This window comes from Ruegeria sp. YTSC192 (genome assembly GCF_059609705.1).
Map to the genome: position 1 here is coordinate 323,544 of NZ_JBXWMG010000002.1, position 21,370 is coordinate 344,913.

A 21,370-nucleotide genomic window follows, 5' to 3' on the forward strand; every position below is an offset into this window, starting at 1 on the left:
GGGTATTTCTGAATTTGATCAAATTCGGTGACTTATGAAAATCGGCATTCTACAAACTGGCCACACCCCTGATGCGCTCATGCAGGATTTCGGGGACTATGACTCTCTGTTTCCGGCCTTGCTGGACGGGCATGGGTTTGAGTTCAAAACATTCGCTGTCGTTGACGGGATCTTTCCTGACAGCGCAGAAGACGCCGATGGCTGGCTGGTCACAGGCTCGCGCTACGGGGCCTACGAGGATCTGCCATGGATTCCCCCGCTTGAGGACTTGATCCGCCAGATCCACCAAAGCGGCAATCCACTGGTGGGCGTGTGCTTTGGCCATCAGATCATCGCACAGGCGCTGGGCGGCAAGGTCGAAAAATACCAGGGCGGTTGGTCCGTTGGACGGACCGAATATGACTTTGATGGCGACAACGTCTGGCTGAACGCATGGCATCAGGATCAGGTCGTGGCCGTTCCGGACGGGGCCGAGGTGATCGGCAGCAACGATTTTTGTCAGAACGCCATGCTGCGCTATGGTGACCAGATCTGGACCGTGCAGGCCCATCCTGAATTTTCCAACGATTTCGTCTCGGGCCTGATGCGCACGCGCGGCAAAGGTTTGGTGCCAGATGACCTCATGCAAGCCGCTGCGAATAGACAAACAGTACCGGACCACAATGCCCGGTTTGCACAGATCATGGCGGATTTTCTGAAGAAAGCGAGGGCCTGATGGCCGATTGGACAGCCGCGGCACCGCAGGCCGCGCAGGACTATATCTCCGGACATCGGTTGGATGAGGTCGAGTGCATCATCTCGGACCTGCCCGGCATTGCCCGCGGCAAGGCCGTTCCCGCATCGAAATTCGCCCGGCAATCCTATTTCCACCTGCCCGACAGCATCTTCTACCAGACGATCACGGGCGGCTGGGGCGAAGCCGCGGGTGAGGACGGGTTCATCGAACGGGACATGATCCTGAAACCGGATTTCTCGACCACATCGGCTGCGCCTTGGACCGGCGACTGGACGCTGCAGGTAATCCACGACGCCTATGACCGCGACGACAAACCGATCCCCTACAGCCCGCGCAACGTGTTGAAGCGTGTCGTGCAGCTTTACCACGACAAGGGCTGGAAACCTGTGGTCGCCCCCGAGATGGAGTTTTTTCTGGTCGCCCGCAACGTCGACCCGGCACAGTCGATTGAACCGATGATGGGCCGCTCGGGCCGTCCTGCCGCCGCACGTCAGGCCTATTCCATGACAGCCGTGGATGAATTCGGGCCGGTGATCGACGACATCTATGATTTCGCCGAACATCAGGGGTTCGAGATCGACGGGATCACCCAAGAAGGCGGCGCAGGCCAGCTAGAGATCAACCTGCGCCACGGCAATCCGGTGAAGCTTGCGGATGAGGTCTTCTACTTCAAACGCCTGATCCGCGAGGCCGCGTTGCGTCACAATTGTTTCGCAACCTTCATGGCAAAACCGATCGAGGACGAGCCGGGATCGGCCATGCATATCCACCATTCGATCATCGACATAGAGACTGGCCAGAACATCTTTTCCGGCCCGCAAGGCGGTGAGACGGACGCGTTTTATCACTTCATCGCGGGCCTGCAGACCCACCTGCCCGCCGGCCTTGCCGTGATGGCGCCCTATGTGAACTCGTACCGCCGCTATGTGAAGGACCATGCCGCGCCGATCAATCTGGAATGGGCACGGGACAACCGAACCACCGGCATCCGGGTGCCGCTGTCGGGGCCTGAGGCGCGGCGCGTGGAAAACCGCATCGCCGGGATGGACTGCAACCCGTATCTGGGGATCGCGCTGTCGCTGGCCTGTGGTTATCTGGGGCTGGTCCAACAGGAACGTCCGCGCCGTCAGTTCTACGGTGACGCTTATGAGGGCGAAGGGGATATCCCGCAGGTGATGGGGAATGCTCTGGACCTGTTTGACGAGGCCAAGAAGCTGCATGAGATTTTGGGCCCCGAATTCGCCCGCGTCTACGGCATCGTCAAACGGGCCGAGTACGAAGAATTCCTACAGGTGATCTCTCCGTGGGAGCGGGAACATCTTCTGCTGAACGTCTGAGCCTTATATGGGGCGCTCGGGATGAACCTTCTCTATTCCAACGACAACAAGGCCGAGTATCCGGCAAGCTGGTATGCCGCGACGGCCAATCCGCTTGCACGGTTCCCTGAACTTAAAGGCGAAACGCGCGCAGATGTGTGTATCGTTGGTGGCGGCTATACGGGTTTGTCGGCTGCGCTACATCTGGCCGAGGCTGGGATGGACGTTGTCCTGCTTGAGGCGCACCGCGTCGGCTTCGGTGCATCCGGCCGTAATGGCGGCCAATTGGGCAGCGCCCAACGCATAGATCAGGAGGATCTGGAGCAGCTCGTCGGGCAGGACGACGCGGCCAAGCTTTGGGATCTGGCCGAGGATGCAAAAGCCTTGGTCAAATCGCTAGTCGAAAAGCACAAAATCGACTGCGATCTGAAGCCCGGCATCGCCAACCTTGGCCTGTCAGCGTCCGAACGGACCGAGCTGCACGCCCATGCCGCGCATTTGTCGGACCGCTACGGCTATGATCAGATTGAACTGCTGGATGAAGAGGCAGGCCATGCCCTCTGCCCCTCACCCGCCTACAAGGGTGGATATCTGGACATGGGCGCGGCGCATCTGCATCCGTTGAACTATGCGCTCGGTCTGGCCCGCGCCGCTGAGGCCGCGGGCGTGCGTATTTTTGAGGGCACCGAGGTCGCAGGGATTGAACAAGGCGACCCGGCCACTGTTCTTACCGAAGGCGGCAAGGTTCGCGCCCGACACGTCATTCTGGCCTGCAACGGATATCTTGGGACGCTGAACAGGCAGGTCGCGGCGCGGGTGATGCCGATCAACAACTTCATCGCCGCGACAGAACCGCTTGGGGCTGAGGCCGCGCGCGTTCTGACGCAGGACATCGCCGTTGCGGATACGAAATTCGTGGTGAACTACTTCCGCCTCAGCGCCGATGGGCGCCTTCTGTTTGGCGGAGGCGAAAGCTATGGCTATCGGTTTCCTTCGGATATCTCCGCCACCGTGCGCAAACCAATGGCCGGGATTTTTCCGCATCTGCGGGACGTCAGGCTTGACTACGCATGGGGCGGCACGCTGGCGATTACAATGCGTCGGATGCCTTATCTAACGCGTGTTGCGCCGAATATCCTGTCCGCCTCTGGCTATTCCGGCCATGGCGTCGGCACAGCAACACATGCCGGTCAGCTGATGGCATTGGCCATCCAAGGACAAGCCGAAGGGTTCGATACAATGGCCCGCGTCCCGGCCCTGCCCTTTCCCGGCGGTCCGGCGCTGCGCAGCCCTCTGCTGGCACTGGCAATGACCTGGTACGCGATGCGGGATCGGCTGGGGGTCTAGTCCTCTCCTTCAATACGACAATTTGGTGAAATTTTGCCGATCCTGCGATTGGGGGCTTGGCACAGGTGGCACGCTTGATTTAATAAAGTGAAAGTTAGAATTCGGGAAAACCAAATATGACGCTGCCACCCAACGTTCATGCCGCCGAACCCATCCCCGCCGCCGCACGAGACGCAATCGACGCCCTGATGCAGTCAGGCGACCTGTTTCGCTATACCGCGCCGCAGGACGCGCCGGTTGCTCTGCTGGAATCCGAGTTCGCCGCGCTGCTGGGCACGAAATATGCATTGGCCGTTTCGTCCTGCTCGGCTGCTCTGTTTCTTTCGCTGAAAGCGCTGGGCCTGCCGCGGGATGCACGGGTTCTGATCCCCGGCTTTACCTTCGCCGCTGTGCCCTCTTCTATCGTGCATGCGGATTGCATTCCGGTTCTGTGCGAAGTTGGTTCGAACTACCGCATCGACATGGCTGATTTCGAGGCCAAGCTGGATGATGTGCAAGCTGTCATCATCAGCCATATGCGCGGCCACACCTCGGATATGGACGCGATCATGGCACTGTGCGACGCACGCGATATCCCGGTGATCGAAGATGCCGCGCACTCGCTGGGCACCACCTGGCATGGGCGCAACATCGGCACCATCGGCAAGATCGGCTGCTTTTCGTTCCAGTCCTACAAGATGATCAACGCAGGCGAAGGTGGCATTCTGATCACCGACGATGCTGATCTGGTCGCCCGTACCGTGATCATGTCCGGCGCTTATGAGCATAACTGGAAAAAGCACAAAACCCCGCATGGCGACAACTCGCCCGAATTGGAGCAAGCCTTTGCGCGTTGGCAGAACAAACTGCCGCTTTATAACTTGCGGATGAGCAACCTCAGCGCCGCCGTGATCCGCCCGCAAATCCCGGAACTGGCACGTCGCGTGCGTGATGGGCTAGCGAACCACGACTATGTAGCGGAACGGCTGAACAGCTCGGACTATATCGACGTCCCCGCCCCGCTTGCGCCCGAACATCGTGCGCCGGATTCGATCCAGTTCAATCTGGTGGGCATGGATGAGGGTGAAATCCGCGCCTTTGCCGCCGCATCCGAGGCGCGCGGCGTCAAGGTTCAGGTCTTTGGCCTGAGCGAAGACAATGCCCGCGCCTTCTGGAACTGGCAGTTCCTGCCCGAGCAGTTTGAGCTGCCGCAAACCCGCGCCATGCTGATGACAGCCTGCGACGTGCGCCTGCCCGTGCGCCTGACGCGCGAGGAACTGGACGTGATCGCCGATATTCTGCTGGCCTCGGTCGGTGAGGTCGTCGGACCGGTTCCCGCTTACGGCACCTGAACCCCGCGCACCGAAACAAACAATGCATTGATCCCTTCGGGGGTTGCTGCGATGCGGGACAGGATACCAACAACCCGCAGCCCGTCCGAGGTGTTCACCAACAAGGGCGCGCCGGAATCCCCCATCATCACCGGGCAAAGTCCGCGTAGCATTTGGCCTGCATAAGGGCGCATGGCGCAGGTCTCTGTCTGGCTCAGAACGTGAGGCCTCAACCCCGGATAGCCCGCAACGAAGCCTGCCTCAACTTCTTGATCTGCCGGTTTCACGAAACCGACCTCGGCCCCGATCGGAGCGTTCAGCACCAGAACGGCCCAGTCCAAGTCGGGCTGATCGGAAAATCCGGTCGATACGGTTTGACCAGCAGGCAAGATATAGGCATCGGCCCGCGCAACCGAGACCGCCTCGCCCCGCTGGTACCCGGCAGCAAATCGAATGCTCTGAGGAGGTATCCAGCGCTTGCGCGCCCGATTGTAAAGACAATGCGCCGCCGTCAGAACATGGTTTTCCGAGATCAGAACGCCCGTACAATGAGATCGTTGGTCCCGCCCGGCGTAGTTCACCCGACCAATCGCACGCCACGGGGCCTCGGACGCATCCAGTATCTCACGCGCCCTAATCTCCTGACATCCGGCGGAGGTATCAGCCCCCAGCCGACACACTGGCGACCAGCTTTCAGAGAATTGTCCCTCGGCCCAAACGGCTTGCGACCACAAAATAGCGACACACAGGACCAGCCAGCGCATCGCCTATGCCCCCGGATCGCTTTGCGTTTGATTTGAATCGAAATACGCTGCCTCTCGCTGCGGTCGAACGCGCACTTCGATTGCTTGGCTTCGGATAAAACGCAAACCGCTTCAGTTCAGCTTTGAAAGCTTTTGCTGCAACTCGGCCAATTGCTTTTTGATATCGTCCAGATCCTCTTTCGGCTCGGACGCGTCCTCTTTGTCAGGGCCTGACCAGTTGCCGGACAACCCGCCGGTCATCGCCTTGAGGAAAGCCTGTTGCTGCGCCTGCATCGCGTCGAACCCCGGCATCTGAGACATCGGGTTCATGGCGCTCATGTTCTCCATCATCTTGCTTTGGCTTTCCCGCAGCATGTCGAACGAGCTTTGCAGGAATTGCGGCATCATGCCCCCGCCCGGCACCATGTAGCTGCGCACCAGATCGTTCAGAACATTCACCGGCAAGACGTTCTCGCCCCGGCTTTCATGTTCGGCAATTATTTGCAAAAGATACTGGCGGGTCAGGTCATCGCCCGTCTTCAGATCAATGATCTGAACTTCGCGCCCGTCGCGGATGAACCCCGCAATATCTTCGAGCGTCACGTAATCGCTGGTCTCGGTGTTATACAGCCGACGGCTGGCATAGCGCTTGATCAGCAGCGGTTTTTCTTTGTCCGACACCTTGTACCCTCCCCAAGGATGATGCGTTGCAGCACAGGTTATGCGACTGCAGCACAAAAAGAAAGGGCAGGTCAATCGACCTGCCCAACGCGATGGCACCTATAGGGAGGATAAGTTGCCCGTCGCGGACGTTCTTACTTGGCAGCTGTTGCTTTCTTGGCAGCCGTCGTAACTTCGTTGGTCGCTTTTTTGACAGCTGCGGTTGCTTCTTCTGCAGCGTCTTTGCCAGCAGCCATCAGCAGCTCAACAGTTTCCGACTGAACTTTTTTCGCGATTTCAGCGAAAGCAGCCATGTTTTCAGCAGCAACTTCAGCCGACGCGCTTGCGAAGTCGGTTGCGGCTTTTGCGTAATCAGCAGGCTCGGCCTTTGCTTTCGACATCTCGTTCAGCTTGGCCAGGGTTTCCTTGGTCCATTTGCTCGAGATTTCTGCCGATTTCTCAGCCGCGTCCAGAGCAACGCCCGACAGCTTTTCGTTCAGCGCTGCGGTCGATTTGAAAGCACCTTCCATTGCGGTGGTGTCTACCGGAAACGCGCCCATGACGTCTTTCATGATCGCGGTGAAGTCTTGGGTCTTTGCCATTGTCCTAATCCTTTTCACCGAACCGGGCCCACCCCGGTTTCCATCGGCTTGAGGACAATATGATTTCTGCACTGCAGCATTTCAAGTTTTTTCTTGCTGCGGTGCAGAAAAATTTGAGTTTCATTTTGAAATCAGCGGTTTGCCTGGAGCAGAACATAGGTACCGGGGGCCGGACACAGGCTTGGATGCTCCGAATCACCCACTTCGCGCGCCGGAACCTGCTTGCCCGAGCGTTTCTTCAACCAAGTGCCCCACATCGGCCACCAGGATCCTTCGTGAAAGTCAGCGTCTTTCAACCAGCCCTCGGCGTCCAATTTCAGATCAGGGTTGGTGTAGTGGCCGTATTTCTTCTTGCTGGGCGGGTTCACGATCCCGGCGATGTGACCGGATTCCGACACAACAAAAGTCTTGGACCTGGACCCCATCTGCTGAACACCGCGATAGCAGTCTTTCCAGCGGGCGATGTGGTCCGTCTCGCAGGTGATGGCCATCAGGGGGACATCCACGTCCCTGACATGCAGCTTGTGGCCCAGCATCTCAAAGCCGTCGCCCACGAATTCGTTGCGCTGGCACAGGCCGCGCAGATACTGCACCGCCATCTTGCCGGGCAGGTTCGAGCCGTCGCCATTCCAATACAGCAGATCAAAGGCCGGAGGGGTCTCGCCCATCATGTAGCTGCGGATCGCCGGCGTGTAGATCAGGTCGCGCGAGCGCAGGAAGGACATAGTGCGCCCGAGAATCCAGGCGCGCAGAAGACCGTCTCTGGAAACCTGCTCTTCGATCCCGTCTACAAAGTCATTTTGCAGAAACGGCGTGAACTCCCCATGTTCGCCAAAATCGGTCAGAGCCGTAAAGAAAGTCGCCGACTTGACCGATTTGTCGCCGCGCTGTTTGAGCAGTGACAAGGTCAGGCCAAGAGTTGTGCCCGCAATGCAATACCCGACCGCGTTGACCTGTTTCACCTTGCAGATGTTCTTGGCCTTCTCGATCGCAGTCAGGAACCCATCCTGAATATAGTCCTCCATCCCCACATCGGCATAGGTGGAATCGGGGTTTATCCAACTGACCACGAACAGGGTATAGCCTTGCTCGGTCACCCATTTGATCAGGCTGTTCTGGGCCTTGAGATCGAGAATGTAGAACTTGTTGATCCACGGCGGGAACAGGACGATAGGCGTTTCATGTACCGTCTCGGTTACCGGTTTGTATTGGATCAGCTCCATCATGCGGTTGCGATAAACCACTTCGCCGGGGCTGGTCGCAATATTGGCCCCGACCTCGAATGCGCTGTCATCAGCAAGCTTGACCACCAGTTCACCATCATTGGCTTCCAGGTCCGCGACGAGGTTCTCAAGCCCCTGGATCAGGGATTGCCCCTCGGTCTCGACAGCTTTCTGCAAGGCATCGGGGTTGGTGGCCAGAAAATTGGTAGGGGCCATGAGGTCGATGATCTGCTGCGAGAAATACTGCAGGCGCTGCTTGTCTCTTTCTTCAAGATCTTCGACCGAAGACACCGCCTGTGCAATTGTTTCGGCATTGGTCTGATACTGCTGACGGATCAAGCGAAAATAGGGGTTGGTATCCCAAAGAGGGTTGGAAAAGCGTTTGTCCTTGGACTTGGGCGCGTCGTCATCCACTTCGCCCGTCGTCAGGGCCTGCTGCACCTCGGCGAAATTCAGAACGGACTTGCCCCAGTATTCGATCTGCTGTTCCAGCAGCTTGGCGGGATTTTGCCATGCTTCGGCCCAATAGGCTGTTGCCGCACGTGCATAAAGATCTTGATTCGGGCCGTCCAGCGCAGGGGTATGGGGTTCTTTCGCAGCCATGACTTCGATCAGGCGCTTAGAGAGTTGTTCGACCTTTCCCATATTTTCTTTAATACGTTCAATATGTTCTTCGCTAACCTGGCCCATTTCTTCTTCACTTGTTGTCATTTTAACAATTCACCCCTAGTCTCGCTGCTATGCAGAATAACGTCGCGGACGTTGGTCGACAAAGCGACGAATGGTCCGAACTCTTAGGTTGATACTCCGGAGGATCCTTCGATGCGCTACATGATAACCTACGATCTGATGGAAACCATGCGCAATACGAACCAATGGCTTGGTTCGACGGCAAGTGCGATGGCCTCCTACCCGCTGTTTTCGATGGTTCCGAACCCGGCCTTCAGCTGGATGGCCGCCTGGGGTGAAGTGACCGAGCGCACCTTTCAACGCATGGTCGCGAAACCCGATTGGGGCATCCGGACTTTCACGTGTGAAGATGGCAAAGATCATCTGGTTGAAGTCACCTCGGTTCTGGAACGTCCCTTTGGGGACCTTCTCCATTTCAAGGTAAACGGGCGAGAAACGCAACCTCGCAAGGTGCTTTTGGTGGCTCCAATGTCTGGGCACTACGCCACATTGCTGCGTTCGACCGTCAAAAGCCTGCTGGTCAATTGCGAAGTTTACATCACCGATTGGCATAACGCGCGCGATATCCCCGTGTCCGCCGGAAAGTTCGATGTCGAGGACTACACCCTCTACCTTGTCGATTTTATGAAAGAGCTTGGCCCGGACACCCATGTAGTCGCTGTGTGCCAGCCTGCGCCGCTGACACTGGCCGCGACCGCCTATCTGGCTGAAGTCGAACCAAAGGCCCAGCCCAGCACCCTGACCCTGATCGGTGGCCCGGTCGATCCAGATGCCACCCCGACGGACGTGACCGACTTTGGCCGCCGTGTAACAATGGGCCAGTTGGAAGAAACCATGATCCAGCGCGTTGGTTTCAAATACAAAGGCGTGGGTCGGATGGTTTATCCCGGCTTGTTGCAGCTGGCCTCGTTCATGTCGATGAATGCTGAACGCCATTCCTCGGCCTTCACGGACCAGATCCAGCGCGTGATGCGGGGGGAAGCCTCGGACCATGACGCCCATAACCGGTTTTACGACGAATATCTCGCAGTCATGGACATGCCGGCCGAGTTCTACCTGTCCACGGTTGAGCGCGTGTTCAAAAACCGCGAAATCGCGCGGAACGAGTTTGTTGTGGCGGGCCACAAAGTGGATATGAGCAAGATCACCGATGTGGCGGTGAAAACCGTGGAAGGCGCGAATGACGATATCTCGGCCCCCGGACAGTGTATCGCCGCGCTTGATCTTTGTACCGGTCTGCCGGACAGCAAGAAAGCCAGCCATGTCGAACCCGGCGCTGGGCATTACGGTATCTTCGCGGGCCGCAGCTGGCGCGACAACATCCGTCCGCTTGTGATCGACTTCATGAACGAGAACAGCCGCAAATCACGCCGTCGGGCGGCCAACAACAACAAAGTCGCGTAAGAGCATTGGCTTCGCACTCAGACCTCGCCTTTTCCTGTACCTGCGGTGCGCTGACAGGCCGCATCACATCCGATGGTGCGCGTCTGGGCACCCATGTTGAGTGTTTTTGCCACGATTGCCGCGCGGCGCAGCTTTATTTCGACCAACCCGACCCGGCCCCCGGCCCGGTCGAGCTGTTTCAGATCACCCCCGATCAGGTCTCGATTGACAGCGGCGGTGAACATTTGGCGGTTATGTCGCTTAGCCCAAAGGGTATGCTGCGATGGTATGCCAAATGCTGCAACGCCCCACTGGCCGCGACGCCACGCACCGCCAGATTTCCTTTTGCGGGGGTCATCGCATTGCGTATCAATGATCGCGCGCGCCTTGGCCCGGTCAAGACCCGAGGCTTTGTGCCCCAGCCCAACGGCAAGCAAAAGCACGAGAATCTGGCCCCGGCGGCAATCGGGTTTCTGCGGCGCGTGATCAAGTCAAGACTATCCGGCAGGTGGAAAAACACGCCTTTCTTTGATCCCGACAGTTTTGAACCCGTCGTGACACCGAAGGTGATCAGCAAAGAAGAACGCGCGGCGCTCTACCCCTAAAGCGTTTCGGGTTCTACCTGAATCGCCAAGTGACGCGAATGTCTCGAGAACGCTGAAAGCGTGACAGGGTATTCGTGTCACAGGTTTAACCCGAAACGCTTTAGGCCATGCGAAGGGGTTCATCCAGCCATGCTTGCATAAGGTCGATCACCTGCCCAGGCGCTTCCAGCGTTGGCAGGTATCCAGCCGCGTCGATTGTGTGCATCACGGCATTCGGGATCATGTCCGCCATGAAAGCATGCTTGCGCTCGGGCGTCAGCCGGTCATGCTTTCCACATAGGATCAGACTGGGCACCTTGATCCGGCGCAACGTGCCCTGCTGATCCGCCCGCCTCTGCAGCGCGCGCATCTGAGTGACAAACACCTCGGGGCCTAAATCCAGCGCCATTGCCAGCAGGCCATTCAACACAGGGATTCGCTGCGGCCCCGGCGCCAAAGTGTCAGAACCAACAAGCTGCCGCATCACGCCCTCAAGCCGCCCGGCCTGCGCGCCAATGATCAGTTCCTCTCGCCCTGCGGCGATCTGCGGCGTGTCAGCCTGCGCATCGGTCGAGATCAGGCACAGGCGCGACACCCGATCAGGCGCGCGGCGAACAAGCTCTAACGCAACTACGCCGCCCAGCCCATGCCCGGCCAGTGCGAACCGATGCGGCAATTGATCCAACAGGTCCGAGGCGATCTCTTCAATCCGTTCCCCCCGGCTGATCGCCGAGACGACCACAGCGCGGCGGCGCGAAAACGCATCTATTTGGGGATGAAACAGCCGGGCATCACACATCAAACCCGGCAACAATACCAGCGGCTCAATCACGTGGGGCCTCCTTCTGCTCGGTTATCCGAGTCGTTCCTTCTCATCAGGATGGAAGGTTTGGATCAGCCCAGCAAGTGAATCTTTACGGATAGGCGATTCCACGGAACGGCGGGAAATCAGCATAGCGTTTCTGACGGGCCGAAAGGGTTTCGCCCGGCTCGGCCCCCGGTCGTAGCAGGCAGCCTTTGGGCGCGATGTAGCTGTCGATCCGGCGTTGTGGCGTGGGGCGCCACACCAGATTGAATGCGCAGAGCTTCGGGAAAAACCAGATCTCGGAATAGGCAAGATGGTCATGCATCCACCACGCCAGATCGCGCCAGTCCCGCCCCTGCGCGTAGCGATCCGCAAACCAGGGAATCACGATAGACGCGCCAGCGACCCGCGCCTCACCCTGCCCCCAATCCCAGATATGGCACTCCAACGGATTGTCATTGCGCGCGCAGTTCAGCCGGTTTTCGTTGCCAAACGCATTCAAGGACGGCGAGCGATAGCCCGAGCGCACTGCGATCCGGCCAAAGGTCTCCTCCAGCGGGTCCAGCAAGGTTTGGCAAAAGGCGCTGCCGGTTTCGATGGCCAGATCGGGGTTCTCAGGGAGGTTCTGTTTTTGGTGGAAATTCCCGATCTCGGAGTACAGAAAATCGCGCATGAAGAAATGCCGGGACAGACGCACGCGGCCCAATGTCTCAAGGCTCCACATACTGCCCGGCTTGCGCATCGCTATGCCCTTGAACGCGGGGTCATTCGATCCCCTGCGTATTCAACCACGCCAATATCCCATTCACCGTCGGTTCTGTCTGGTCCGGAGACATCAGGCGACCGGCAATCACATGCGACATCGGATCATCCTCCGGCCCCATCGTGACAAGCTCAACCGTTGCTGGCGCACCCCAGGCCTCGGCCACCTTATGGGTCCTATCGGGCCGCACAACCTGATCATCATCGGAAAACCAGAACAGCGCCGGCACCAAAGCTTGCGAAAAATCAAGACCGTATACCGTTTCGACCAGAACTGTCATCGGCACCACGGCCTCCCACGGATAGACGGCTGTCCAATACTTGTTCTTTTCCGGATCGGGCCCGGATACGTCCCGTTCCGGCCCCATCAACAATGGCAACCAATCCCGAGCCCACGGCAAGCCGGGTATGAACGCCCCTGTCGCATTCACCCCGAAATTCGGCGATACGAAAACCATCGCCGCGACATTCTCGCTGAGGTCCGGGTTCAAAGCCGCCGCCGCTGCAAGCGTGCCCCCCGTCGATGTCGAAATGACCACAACCTTGTCGCCAACAGCTTTGGCCGCCGCCAGCCCCTCGGCCATGTCCTGCATCCAGCCCGAGGCAGTCGCATCGCCCATCGCGGCCCCACTGCGCCCATGACCTTGCAAGCGCGCATACACCAGATTTGCCCCCAAAGCATCGGCAACCATATCAGGCACAGGGCGAATCTCTTCGGAACTGGCCGAGAACCCATGGAGATACAGCACCGAATAGGGCGTCCGCTGTTCTTTGAACCCGTCCTGCCAGATCACACGTTTTTCAACGCCAGGCACGATATCGTCAAAGGCAGATTCCGTGCTTTCAAAATAGACCTGAACACCTTCACCGAACTTGCGAGGGTCGAAATCGGGGTCCAGGTTCACCTCTTCCCGCGGCCCGAACCAATAGATCAAACCGCCCACAACGATCAGAGCCAGCAAAACTCGGCCTAGCACCCACCCGAACCAGCGCATCATTTCCTCCCCAAAACGTCGAGAACGGCGTTTTCGATCATCCCTAGGCACGGCCCGTCCGAGAACCGATGATCCGCATCCTTGACCAGCAACAGTCGCATATCCGGACCGGTCGCATGCTCTAACAGGCGTATGGCTGTTTCAGTCGACACCGCCGTATCAGCCGTCCCCTGCAAAAAACGCACGGGAAACGGCAGATCCAACGCGTCCCGCAGAACCAGGCGCTGCCGACCATCCTCGATCATACGCTTTGTGATGACGTAAGGCTCCATATAGTCCGAAGGCAATTCCACATGCCCAACCTCCTCCAGCGCTGCCTTCTGCGCAACTGAGAAGGACGCCCAATAGCCGTCCTCGGTAAAATCAGGGGCTGCGGCGATGGTCACCATGCCAACAATTCGCTCCGGCACCGCCTTGGCCAGCAGCAACGCTTGCCAGCCGCCCATTGAGGACCCTACGACCACCAAAGGCCCCTCGGTCAAGGCACCCACCGCTGCCAGCGTATCTTCATGCCAATCGCCAATGCAGCCGTCTGTGAACGCCTCAGAGCTTTCTCCATGCCCGGAATAGTCAAACCGCAAGAACGCCTGCCCCCGCGCCTGCGCCCAAGCCTCAAGATGAACGGCCTTGGTGCCCTCCATATCCGATTTCAAACCGCCCAGAAAAACAATGGTCGGACCGGCCCCTTCACTCTTGTGATAGGCCAACCGCCGCCCCTGCGCCGTTTCCAAAAATTCTGTTGCTGCCATGAAACCCTCTTTGCTTTCCTGACATCATGCATGCCCCCCGCCCAAGTGCAATTCCGCGATCCCACTTCATCCGGCTAAAAATACCTCGGGGAGCCGCCATTGGTTCGCCATTGGTTCGAGCGCCAATGGCGGCGGGGCTGGCCCCTCGCTCCGCCACTTGACACAAGCACAACCACCTGCCAAATCAGCCATACACATATAACCCGCAACCGGGCGTTCAGTGGGCGCCAAACCGACGAGGAGAGCCGACATGGCCCTGGATTCAAAATCCGTCTCTCTCACCTTTCCCGATGGCAATGCACGGTCCTATGACGCAGGCGTAACGCCCGCGCAGGTGGCTGCCGATATCTCAACCTCGCTGGCGAAAAAGGCCATCTCGGCCACAGTCAACGGTCAGCACTGGGACCTGCAATGGCCCATCGATGCGGATGCCCAAATCGCCATCCACACCATGAAGGACGAAGCGCAGGCAAATGAGCTGATCCGCCACGATCTGGCGCATGTCATGGCCCGCGCTGTGCAGGAAATCTGGCCCGCGACCAAAGTCACCATCGGCCCCGTTATCGAAAACGGCTGGTACTATGACTTTGACCGCGAAGAGCCGTTCACGCCTGAAGATCTCGGCCTCATCGAGAAAAAGATGAAAGAAATCATCAACAAGCGTGATCCCGTCACCACCGAGGTCTGGGATCGCGACCGCGCGATCGAATTCTACAAGGCCAACAATGAGCCCTATAAGGTCGAGCTGATCGAAGCCATTCCGGGTGATGAGCCTCTGCGGATGTATTGGCACGGCCATTGGCAGGATTTGTGCCGCGGCCCGCACCTGCAGCACACCGGTCAACTGCCGGGCGACGCTTTCAAACTGATGTCCATCGCTGGCGCTTATTGGCGCGGCGACAGCGACCGCGCGATGTTGCAGCGTATCTATGGCGTGGCTTTCACCGGCAAGGAAAAGCTCAAAGCGCATCTGAACATGCTGGAAGAGGCCGCCAAGCGCGACCACCGCAAGCTGGGCCGCGAGATGAACCTGTATCACATGCAGGAAGAGGCTCCGGGTCAGGTGTTCTGGCATCCCAACGGCTGGAAAATCTACACCACCCTGCAGGACTACATGCGCCGGATGCAGGACCGCGACGGCTATGTCGAGGTCAACACCCCACAGGTCGTCGACCGCAAACTGTGGGAGGCCTCGGGCCACTGGGACAAGTATCAAGAGAACATGTTCATCGTTGAAGTCGACGAGGAACATGCCCGCGAAAAGGCGATCAACGCGTTGAAGCCGATGAACTGCCCTTGCCATGTGCAGGTGTTCAATCAGGGCCTGAAATCCTATCGCGATCTGCCGCTGCGCATGGCCGAGTTCGGCTCATGTGCGCGCTATGAGCCCTCGGGCGCGCTGCACGGGATCATGCGGGTGCGCGGCTTTACTCAGGACGACGGCCATATCTTCTGCGCCGAAGATCAGATCGAATCCGAGACCGCGAAGTTCATCGCCTTCCTGTCGAAAGTCTATGCCGACCTTGGCTTCCACGATTGGACCATCAAACTGTCCACCCGTCCGGAAAAGCGGATCGGCAGCGATGAAAGCTGGGATTTCGTCGAAAAAGCCCTGGGCGAAGCCTGCAAGGCCGCCGGGTACGACTATGAGGTCCTCGAAGGCGAAGGCGCGTTCTACGGCCCGAAGCTCGAATTTACCTTGACCGACGCCATCGGCCGAAACTGGCAATGCGGCACCCTGCAAGTCGATCCCAACCTGCCTGAACGGCTGGATGCGAACTTCATCGGCGCAGACGGGTCGAAACACCGCCCCTTCATGCTGCACCGCGCCTGCCTGGGCTCGTTCGAACGCTTCATCGGCATTCTGATCGAAGAACACGCAGGCAAGCTGCCGTTCTGGCTGGCCCCGCGTCAGGTCGTTGTGGCCTCGATCACATCGGATGCGGATGACTATGTGGCCGAGGTTGTTGAAACGCTGCGCGCCGCTGGCGTTCGGGCCGAAGCGGATATCCGCAACGAAAAGATCAACTACAAGGTCCGCGAACACTCGGTCGGAAAGGTTCCGGTCATCCTGGCGGTGGGTCACCGCGAGGTGGATGATCGCACAGTCAGCGTTCGCCGTCTGGGCGAAAAACAGACGCAGGTTCAATCGCTTGAGACTGTAACAATTGAGCTGTCCAAGGCAGCCACTCCACCCGACCTGCTGTAACATTGGGCAGATTCCGCCCCCTCATCCGGCCCTGAAATCGGGGCCGGATTGAAACATTTTCCATTTTTCAATTCAAAAACAATTTGTTAACCTGCAAGAGTGCATGACATAGCCTGACGCCCTTGTGAGACACGGCCTCGTGAATTTAACTGTGGCTCACTAGTCGTTACCTTTGTCATTGTCACAAGCAGACATACGCAGTCATCAAAAGGATTATTGAGATGTCGAACACAGCCAAATCCCTGGTTATCGCAACAGCAGTCGCAGCCGCCGTTTCGGGCGCAGCCACCACCGCCTCGGCACAAGCCAAAGAGAAATGCTATGGCGTTTCGCTGGCTGGTCAGAACGATTGCGCGGCAGGCCCCGGCACCACATGCGCCGGCACCTCGACCGTAGACTATCAGGGCAACGCCTGGACCCTGGTTGATGCAGGCACCTGCGCCGATATCGAACTGCCCGCACAGGCAGACGGCACCCCGCGCAAAGGTTCGCTGGAAGAGCAGGAACGCGACCTGCCGGCATAAGATCTGCCACACAAGATCCAAGGGGCGGGCCAAATCGCCCGCCCCTTTTCACGTGATCATAGGGAACTGACTGATGCTGGACGACGCACTCAGGTCGAATCGCCTGCCCGCAGCGCCGGGTGTTGGGTACAAACCGCAGCACTTTGCACAGATCCTTGAACACGCGCAGCCTGTCGCATGGCTGGAAATTCATGCCGAGAATTACATGGGCGATGGTGGCCGCCCGCTGGCGCAGCTTCGCCATCTGTCAGAACAATTCCCGATCTCGGTCCATGGCGTTGGCCTCTCGATCGGCGGCGAAGGGCCGCTGGATGCGGACCATCTGGCGCGTCTGAAACATCTGATCGGCTGGCTGAACCCGGCCAGCTTTTCCGAGCATCTGGCCTGGTCGACCCATGACAGCCACTTTCTGAACGACCTACTGCCCCTGCCCTATACCGATGCCACACTGACCCGCATCTGCGATCATATCGATCAGGTGCAAGAGACTGTCGGGCGGCAAATGCTGCTCGAAAACCCTTCAAGCTATCTGGCGTTTGAGGAAAGCACCTGGTCCGAGCCCGACTTCCTGCGCGAAGTTTCAAACCGAACCGGCTGCGGGCTGTTGCTGGACGTGAACAACGTCTTTGTCTCGGCCACCAATCTGGACTTTTCACCCCAGGGCTATATCGACGCATACCCGCTTGAAAAGGTAGGTGAAATTCATCTGGGCGGTCACGATGAAGATGAGGACGATCACGGCAAACCCCTGCTGATCGACAGCCACGGGCGTGAGGTCGTTGATCCGGTCTGGGCGCTTTTGGACTATGTTCTGGATCGGGCCGGGCCAAAACCGCTTTTGGTCGAGTGGGACACGGATGTCCCGGACTGGCCGGTCCTGCGGGACGAGGCCGTGCGCGCTCAAGCAGCGCTGGAGCGGATCCCGGCATGAGCGTGTCGCAAACTCAGTTTCGCGCTGCGCTTCTTGACGCGTCCACCCCGGTCCCGGACGGTTTGCTGGATTCGGAAAATCAACCCGCTGGGCGGCGGTTCAGCGTCTACCGAAATAATGTCGCAGTCTCACTGACCGAGGCCATGCAACAGGCCTTTCCCGTGATCACCAAGCTGCTGGGGCCGCAGAACATGGACGGCCTTTCCGGCATTTTCCTGCGCCAGCACCCGCCCACATCCCCCTTGATGATGTTCTATGGTGAGGCGTTTCCCGACTTTGTCGCCGGAATGCCTCAGCTGTCGCATCTGGGGTACCTTCCCGATATCGCGCGGCTGGAACTTGCGCTGCGGCGGTCATACCACGCGGCAGACAGCACACCCGCATCCGCCGACGCACTGGCCGTACCCCCCGAAGACGTCATGCGCGCGCGGCTGGATTTTGCCCCAGCGATGCAGGTGATCCGTTCTGATTGGCCGATTCATGCGGTCTGGCGTTACAACTCGGACGCGGACGCCCCAAAACCTGTTGCGCAGGCCGAGGACGTTCTTGTCACCCGCCCCGAATATGATCCCATCCCACAGCTGCTGCCCCAAGGCGGAGCAGACTGGATCGCATATATGCAAGCCGGCGATACCATCGGCGACGCGTTTGAAAAGACCGCCGCTGAAACGCCTGAGTTTGATCTTGGAACCACTCTGGCACTGCTTTTACAAGGCGGTGCAATAACCTCTGTGACTATCGAAAGGCTGGAGTCATGACTGCGCTCATCTCAATCCACAACTCCATTTTTGGAAAGGTGGACCACGCGTCCGGTTGGCTGACGCCGACCCTCGCCAGGCTCGTGTTTATTGCTGTACTTCTGGTCTATTATTGGAATTCGGCCATGCTGAAGATTGATGGGTCGATCTTCTCGCCGTCCAGCGGGGCCTTTGGGCAGATCTTTCCCAAAGCCGCCGAAGCCGTGCTTTGGGACGTCACGCAGATGACGTTTTTCCAGCGGATCGTGATCTTCTTTGGCACCGTGGCCGAGTTCGTCCTGCCCGCGCTGCTGCTGGTTGGCCTGTTCACGCGTTTGGCGGCGGTCGCAATGATCGGGTTTGTCTGGGTGCAGACGATTGTCGACGTGACCGGCCATGGCGTGAAACTGGGTAATCTGTTCAACGCAGCGCCCGATCTGGTGGATCAGCGCACCATGTGGACCTTCCTTTTTCTGGTGATGGTCATCAACGGCGCAGGCCCGCTGTCGCTAGACCGCATCCTGCGCCTGAAATAACTCAGAAATGAGCCTTGGGTTCGTCCGGTTTTCCCGCGGCGAGCCCAAACACCCCGGCCACAGCGGCAAAGGCGATCGGGAACATGGTGAAGACACCAAAACCGAACGCATAGTACATCCCGGCAGCTGAGGCCAACAACAAGATCCCCGCAATCAACGCCCGCGCATGGGCCATGGCCCCGCCCGCAATCGCCAACAAAGGCGCAAGGATCGAGGCTGTCTGAATCAAGTCGGGGTTATCCACCTGCTCGGCAATCCCTTCGAGATCACCAAAATGTTTGATGGCCTCGACATAGCCATATCCAAAAAAACCGACAATCATACCGATCAAACCGGCGATGACGCCCAAAATCATGGCAGCGTTTCGCATGTATCTTCCTTTACAGTTCGTATCAGCAGATAGGTACGCAACTACGCAACACCAAGAGAGGCCCGCGTTTCAGCGGTCCAGCCCAGAAATACCTCTTCGTCCTTTTCGATCAGAGGGCGCTTCATCAGCGTCGGGTGATCGGCTAACAACTCCAACGGCGGCCGGGCGCGTTCTGCATCGTCCAATCCGCGCCAGGTGGTTGACCGGGTATTGAGCAAAGCCCCGCCGAACGTGGCAAAAGCTTGCGAAAGTGTCTTGGGCGGAACTCCGTCCGCTCGGACATCCACGAGGGTCGCTTCTGGAAGCGATTTCAGCGCCTTACGGCACGTATCGCAGTTTTTTAAACCATAAAGGCGCATTTTTGGGCTGCTCCTGCATTTGTAACTTTTTTATGCAAACTGGTTGGTTCCCAGCGGTAATTCTTGATTTTTTACTTCACCGTGCAATGTTGAAAAAGACGAAACGTGCGTTTCGGACTGTATCTGACCCAGAAATCAGCCCGATACGTAACAACGTCGACACAGCCCCCACCAATTTGTGGGACAATGCGCAAGTAGAAGGAGACACGGGACATGCCTACCGGCACCGTGAAATGGTTTAACACTACCAAAGGCTATGGGTTTATTGCCCCTGATGAGGGGGGCAAAGATGTGTTTGTTCATATCTCGGCCGTAGAACGATCCGGCCTCACCGGACTCGCAGACAATCAAAAAGTCTCGTACGAGTTGCAGGACGGGCGTGATGGCCGCCAAATGGCAGCTGATTTGAAGCCGTTGTAACCTCCACCCCACCAGATGTGGGGTGTTTCCAATCATGGCTGACGGCCAATTTCAGGCCGTCAGCCGAACATTCTTTAGGCATTGACGCTACCCGCGTGTCGGCTTTTCGTTGGCACGGGCATGCCAGTCCTCACCCATTGCGACGATGCAGGATGTGCCTGTTGCGTAGGTGACGACCATGGTCCAGTCGCCGCGGTCGCTGCTCCAGACCTCCATAATCTGCTCGGGCCCGCGCATGCCGGTTGCCACGCGTTCGGCGCCGAATTGGCGGGTCAGTTTCTCTTGCAACCGGGGGGTCGCTTCACACAGTATTTCGGCTATGGGCGATTTGGCCTGCGTCGGTGACGCCAGCACAAGACTCAATGGGATCAGGCGAAACAGATAAGTCATGAAGCCAATGTAACAGCTTCATGACAAAACGTATATACAAAAGATATGCTCCCGAGACTCAATCCTTGCGGATTACATCCTCGAACTCACGCCATTCCCGCGCCGTCATGCCCGAGTTCTCCTGGGTCACAGTCTCACCCGCCAACATCCGACGCAGACTGTCGACCATCTGGGCCGAGAGGTTGACGGCACCCAGCCGGTAGTCCTCGAACGCCTTGTAGGCGAAAGGCACCCAATCGGCGACGATATTGCACATCATATCGGCGTAGACCCGGATCTCGTACTGGGCATGCGGATCGGCGCGCAGACGCAGGAAGTGGAACAGATTGTGCAGATCCACCTTCCAATACCACTGGGTGTAGATGTTGGCGGGCAGGTTCATCCGCGCCAGTTCGCGCGCCAGACCCTGTTGCCCGTCCTGATTGATCATCGCCTCGTAATTGTCATAGCAGCGGGCGCTGTCGGCCTTTAGGATTTCCAGCACACGCGCGGCCTCTTCCCCTTCCAAGGCGGACCCACGACCCTGGTTGTTGACCTCGGACTGCGCGGCCACGTGGTCAGGGGCGGGAATATAGAACTCACGGTCGAGAATCGAATAGCGCGCCGAGTATTCGTTCACATTGGCCGTCCGATGGCGAATCCACTGGCGTGCAACGAAAACCGGCAGTTTTACATGCAACTTGATCTCGCACATCTCAAACGGGGTCGAATGCCAGTGACGCATCAGATATCGGATCAGGCCCTCATCATTCTGCACAGACTTGGTGCCTTTGCCGTAGGACACGCGCGCCGCCTGACAGATGGCTGCATCGTCGCCCATATAGTCGATAACACGGACAAAACCATGGTCCAGCACCTGATGGGCCGTGTACAGATGATCTTCCATGCCCGGTGCAACAACCCGGCGAGTTGGATGCGATTGCGCGCGCTGCGCTTCGATCTCGGCCAGTTGGTCGGCAGACAGAGGCATGAAATTATCCTTTCCAAGA

General features: G+C 58.3%; 24 protein-coding genes. 12 read left to right on the plus strand and 12 right to left on the minus strand.

The genetic code is table 11. The features are described from left to right. Window positions 1–34: 34 nt before the first annotated feature. The 4 genes from AC2FD8_RS04850 (at window position 35) to AC2FD8_RS04865 (ending at window position 4,730) form a co-directional block, all read left to right on the plus strand. The gene (locus tag AC2FD8_RS04850) at window positions 35–715 is read left to right on the plus strand and encodes a type 1 glutamine amidotransferase (RefSeq protein ID WP_496854296.1); all 681 of its coding nucleotides are present in this window, start codon (window positions 35–37) and stop codon (window positions 713–715) included. Further along, window positions 715–2,073, plus strand: coding sequence for a glutamine synthetase family protein (locus tag AC2FD8_RS04855; RefSeq protein WP_496854297.1), 1,359 nt, complete (start codon window positions 715–717; stop codon window positions 2,071–2,073). The genes AC2FD8_RS04850 and AC2FD8_RS04855 overlap by 1 nt, the downstream gene beginning before the upstream one ends. A 21-nt stretch (window positions 2,074–2,094) precedes the next feature. Next, a complete protein-coding gene (locus tag AC2FD8_RS04860) occupies window positions 2,095–3,399 on the plus strand; it encodes an NAD(P)/FAD-dependent oxidoreductase (RefSeq protein ID WP_496854298.1) in 1,305 nt (434 codons plus the stop codon). Window positions 3,400–3,515: 116 nt separating this feature from the next. Beyond that, complete coding sequence (locus AC2FD8_RS04865; protein ID WP_496854299.1) at window positions 3,516–4,730, plus strand: DegT/DnrJ/EryC1/StrS family aminotransferase; 1,215 nt, start codon at window positions 3,516–3,518, stop codon at window positions 4,728–4,730. Here the strand turns inward: AC2FD8_RS04865 and AC2FD8_RS04870 are convergent. From AC2FD8_RS04870 to AC2FD8_RS04885, 4 genes are all read right to left on the minus strand, one after another. After that, on the minus strand, window positions 4,718–5,473 hold the full coding sequence (locus AC2FD8_RS04870; protein WP_496854300.1) for a trypsin-like serine peptidase: 756 nt from the start codon (window positions 5,471–5,473) through the stop codon (window positions 4,718–4,720). The two genes, AC2FD8_RS04865 and AC2FD8_RS04870, sit on opposite strands and share 13 nt — an antisense overlap. Window positions 5,474–5,584: 111 nt before the next feature. Next, entirely contained in the window at window positions 5,585–6,133 is a 549-nt protein-coding gene (gene phaR / locus AC2FD8_RS04875; RefSeq protein WP_496854301.1) for a polyhydroxyalkanoate synthesis repressor PhaR, read from the minus strand. Between the two features lie 134 nt (window positions 6,134–6,267). After that, window positions 6,268–6,714, minus strand: a complete 447-nt coding sequence (locus AC2FD8_RS04880; RefSeq protein ID WP_496854302.1) for a phasin family protein — start codon at window positions 6,712–6,714, stop codon at window positions 6,268–6,270. Window positions 6,715–6,845: 131 nt separating this feature from the next. Next, window positions 6,846–8,648: a PHA/PHB synthase family protein gene (locus AC2FD8_RS04885; protein WP_496854303.1), complete on the minus strand. Its 1,803-nt coding sequence runs from the start codon at window positions 8,646–8,648 to the stop codon at window positions 6,846–6,848. A 111-nt stretch (window positions 8,649–8,759) separates the two neighbouring features. Between AC2FD8_RS04885 and phaZ the strand changes: the two genes are divergently transcribed. Together phaZ and AC2FD8_RS04895 are read left to right on the plus strand one after the other, a co-directional pair. After that, window positions 8,760–10,031, plus strand: a complete 1,272-nt coding sequence (phaZ, locus tag AC2FD8_RS04890) for a polyhydroxyalkanoate depolymerase (RefSeq protein ID WP_496854304.1) — start codon at window positions 8,760–8,762, stop codon at window positions 10,029–10,031. A gap of 5 nt (window positions 10,032–10,036) precedes the next feature. Then, window positions 10,037–10,615 (plus strand): DUF6151 family protein, encoded by a 579-nt coding sequence (locus AC2FD8_RS04895; RefSeq protein ID WP_496854305.1) that lies wholly within the window; start codon window positions 10,037–10,039, stop codon window positions 10,613–10,615. A 100-nt stretch (window positions 10,616–10,715) separates the two neighbouring features. Here the strand turns inward: AC2FD8_RS04895 and AC2FD8_RS04900 are convergent, their stop codons facing one another. The 4 genes from AC2FD8_RS04900 to AC2FD8_RS04915 all read right to left on the minus strand — a co-directional run bounded on the left by AC2FD8_RS04900 (window position 10,716) and on the right by AC2FD8_RS04915 (window position 13,905). Then, window positions 10,716–11,426, minus strand: coding sequence for an alpha/beta fold hydrolase (locus AC2FD8_RS04900; RefSeq protein WP_496854306.1), 711 nt, complete (start codon window positions 11,424–11,426; stop codon window positions 10,716–10,718). A gap of 82 nt (window positions 11,427–11,508) precedes the next feature. Continuing rightward, window positions 11,509–12,123, minus strand: a complete 615-nt coding sequence (locus AC2FD8_RS04905) for a hypothetical protein (protein ID WP_496854414.1) — start codon at window positions 12,121–12,123, stop codon at window positions 11,509–11,511. A 40-nt stretch (window positions 12,124–12,163) separates the two neighbouring features. Beyond that, complete coding sequence (locus tag AC2FD8_RS04910) at window positions 12,164–13,156, minus strand: alpha/beta hydrolase (protein ID WP_496854307.1); 993 nt, start codon at window positions 13,154–13,156, stop codon at window positions 12,164–12,166. Next, complete coding sequence (locus AC2FD8_RS04915; protein ID WP_496854308.1) at window positions 13,156–13,905, minus strand: alpha/beta fold hydrolase; 750 nt, start codon at window positions 13,903–13,905, stop codon at window positions 13,156–13,158. Before AC2FD8_RS04915 ends, AC2FD8_RS04910 begins: the two co-directional genes overlap by 1 nt. A 250-nt stretch (window positions 13,906–14,155) precedes the next feature. Between AC2FD8_RS04915 and thrS the strand changes: the two genes are divergently transcribed. From thrS to AC2FD8_RS04940, 5 genes are all read left to right on the plus strand, one after another. Beyond that, window positions 14,156–16,114 carry a threonine--tRNA ligase gene (gene thrS / locus AC2FD8_RS04920; protein WP_496854309.1) on the plus strand — a complete coding sequence of 653 codons (1,959 nt, stop codon included), beginning with the start codon at window positions 14,156–14,158 and terminating at the stop codon, window positions 16,112–16,114. Between the two features lie 221 nt (window positions 16,115–16,335). Continuing rightward, window positions 16,336–16,638 (plus strand): BufA1 family periplasmic bufferin-type metallophore, encoded by a 303-nt coding sequence (locus AC2FD8_RS04925; RefSeq protein WP_496854310.1) that lies wholly within the window; start codon window positions 16,336–16,338, stop codon window positions 16,636–16,638. 73 nt (window positions 16,639–16,711) lie between these two features. Further along, on the plus strand, window positions 16,712–17,569 hold the full coding sequence (gene bufB / locus AC2FD8_RS04930; protein WP_496854311.1) for an MNIO family bufferin maturase: 858 nt from the start codon (window positions 16,712–16,714) through the stop codon (window positions 17,567–17,569). Next, window positions 17,566–18,327 carry an HvfC/BufC family peptide modification chaperone gene (locus AC2FD8_RS04935; RefSeq protein WP_496854312.1) on the plus strand — a complete coding sequence of 254 codons (762 nt, stop codon included), beginning with the start codon at window positions 17,566–17,568 and terminating at the stop codon, window positions 18,325–18,327. The genes bufB and AC2FD8_RS04935 overlap by 4 nt, the downstream gene beginning before the upstream one ends. Next, on the plus strand, window positions 18,324–18,842 hold the full coding sequence (locus tag AC2FD8_RS04940) for a DoxX family protein (RefSeq protein ID WP_496854313.1): 519 nt from the start codon (window positions 18,324–18,326) through the stop codon (window positions 18,840–18,842). Before AC2FD8_RS04935 ends, AC2FD8_RS04940 begins: the two co-directional genes overlap by 4 nt. A 1-nt stretch (window position 18,843) precedes the next feature. On the opposite strand, the gene AC2FD8_RS04945 is transcribed toward AC2FD8_RS04940, so the two are convergent. Further along, complete coding sequence (locus AC2FD8_RS04945; RefSeq protein ID WP_496854314.1) at window positions 18,844–19,212, minus strand: hypothetical protein; 369 nt, start codon at window positions 19,210–19,212, stop codon at window positions 18,844–18,846. Window positions 19,213–19,253: 41 nt separating this feature from the next. Next, window positions 19,254–19,571 carry an ArsC/Spx/MgsR family protein gene (locus AC2FD8_RS04950; protein ID WP_496854315.1) on the minus strand — a complete coding sequence of 106 codons (318 nt, stop codon included), beginning with the start codon at window positions 19,569–19,571 and terminating at the stop codon, window positions 19,254–19,256. 213 nt (window positions 19,572–19,784) lie between these two features. Between AC2FD8_RS04950 and AC2FD8_RS04955 the strand changes: the two genes are divergently transcribed. Then, window positions 19,785–19,991: a cold-shock protein gene (locus AC2FD8_RS04955; protein WP_008758035.1), complete on the plus strand. Its 207-nt coding sequence runs from the start codon at window positions 19,785–19,787 to the stop codon at window positions 19,989–19,991. A gap of 87 nt (window positions 19,992–20,078) precedes the next feature. Here the strand turns inward: AC2FD8_RS04955 and AC2FD8_RS04960 are convergent, their stop codons facing one another. Together AC2FD8_RS04960 and thyX are read right to left on the minus strand one after the other, a co-directional pair. Then, window positions 20,079–20,381 carry a hypothetical protein gene (locus AC2FD8_RS04960; RefSeq protein WP_496854316.1) on the minus strand — a complete coding sequence of 101 codons (303 nt, stop codon included), beginning with the start codon at window positions 20,379–20,381 and terminating at the stop codon, window positions 20,079–20,081. 58 nt (window positions 20,382–20,439) lie between these two features. After that, complete coding sequence (gene thyX / locus AC2FD8_RS04965) at window positions 20,440–21,351, minus strand: FAD-dependent thymidylate synthase (RefSeq protein ID WP_496854317.1); 912 nt, start codon at window positions 21,349–21,351, stop codon at window positions 20,440–20,442. Window positions 21,352–21,370: the final 19 nt, after the last annotated feature.

Excerpts from the sequence above, each read along its gene's own strand:
- thyX (WP_496854317.1), bottom strand. The coding sequence starts at position 21,351 with ATGCCTCTGTCTGCCGACCAACTGGCCGAGATCGAAGCGCAGCGCGCG.
- AC2FD8_RS04940 (WP_496854313.1), top strand. The coding sequence starts at position 18,324 with ATGACTGCGCTCATCTCAATCCACAACTCCATTTTTGGAAAGGTGGAC.
- AC2FD8_RS04915 (WP_496854308.1), bottom strand. The coding sequence starts at position 13,905 with ATGGCAGCAACAGAATTTTTGGAAACGGCGCAGGGGCGGCGGTTGGCC.
- AC2FD8_RS04910 (WP_496854307.1), bottom strand. The coding sequence starts at position 13,156 with ATGCGCTGGTTCGGGTGGGTGCTAGGCCGAGTTTTGCTGGCTCTGATC.
- AC2FD8_RS04960 (WP_496854316.1), bottom strand. The coding sequence starts at position 20,381 with ATGACTTATCTGTTTCGCCTGATCCCATTGAGTCTTGTGCTGGCGTCA.
- AC2FD8_RS04955 (WP_008758035.1), top strand. The coding sequence starts at position 19,785 with ATGCCTACCGGCACCGTGAAATGGTTTAACACTACCAAAGGCTATGGG.
- AC2FD8_RS04865 (WP_496854299.1), top strand. The coding sequence starts at position 3,516 with ATGACGCTGCCACCCAACGTTCATGCCGCCGAACCCATCCCCGCCGCC.
- AC2FD8_RS04870 (WP_496854300.1), bottom strand. The coding sequence starts at position 5,473 with ATGCGCTGGCTGGTCCTGTGTGTCGCTATTTTGTGGTCGCAAGCCGTT.
- AC2FD8_RS04945 (WP_496854314.1), bottom strand. The coding sequence starts at position 19,212 with ATGCGAAACGCTGCCATGATTTTGGGCGTCATCGCCGGTTTGATCGGT.
- bufB (WP_496854311.1), top strand. The coding sequence starts at position 16,712 with ATGCTGGACGACGCACTCAGGTCGAATCGCCTGCCCGCAGCGCCGGGT.
- AC2FD8_RS04860 (WP_496854298.1), top strand. The coding sequence starts at position 2,095 with ATGAACCTTCTCTATTCCAACGACAACAAGGCCGAGTATCCGGCAAGC.
- phaZ (WP_496854304.1), top strand. The coding sequence starts at position 8,760 with ATGCGCTACATGATAACCTACGATCTGATGGAAACCATGCGCAATACG.
- AC2FD8_RS04855 (WP_496854297.1), top strand. The coding sequence starts at position 715 with ATGGCCGATTGGACAGCCGCGGCACCGCAGGCCGCGCAGGACTATATC.
- AC2FD8_RS04935 (WP_496854312.1), top strand. The coding sequence starts at position 17,566 with ATGAGCGTGTCGCAAACTCAGTTTCGCGCTGCGCTTCTTGACGCGTCC.
- AC2FD8_RS04905 (WP_496854414.1), bottom strand. The coding sequence starts at position 12,123 with ATGTGGAGCCTTGAGACATTGGGCCGCGTGCGTCTGTCCCGGCATTTC.
- AC2FD8_RS04925 (WP_496854310.1), top strand. The coding sequence starts at position 16,336 with ATGTCGAACACAGCCAAATCCCTGGTTATCGCAACAGCAGTCGCAGCC.
- AC2FD8_RS04880 (WP_496854302.1), bottom strand. The coding sequence starts at position 6,714 with ATGGCAAAGACCCAAGACTTCACCGCGATCATGAAAGACGTCATGGGC.
- thrS (WP_496854309.1), top strand. The coding sequence starts at position 14,156 with ATGGCCCTGGATTCAAAATCCGTCTCTCTCACCTTTCCCGATGGCAAT.
- AC2FD8_RS04850 (WP_496854296.1), top strand. The coding sequence starts at position 35 with ATGAAAATCGGCATTCTACAAACTGGCCACACCCCTGATGCGCTCATG.
- AC2FD8_RS04885 (WP_496854303.1), bottom strand. The coding sequence starts at position 8,648 with ATGACAACAAGTGAAGAAGAAATGGGCCAGGTTAGCGAAGAACATATT.
- AC2FD8_RS04950 (WP_496854315.1), bottom strand. The coding sequence starts at position 19,571 with ATGCGCCTTTATGGTTTAAAAAACTGCGATACGTGCCGTAAGGCGCTG.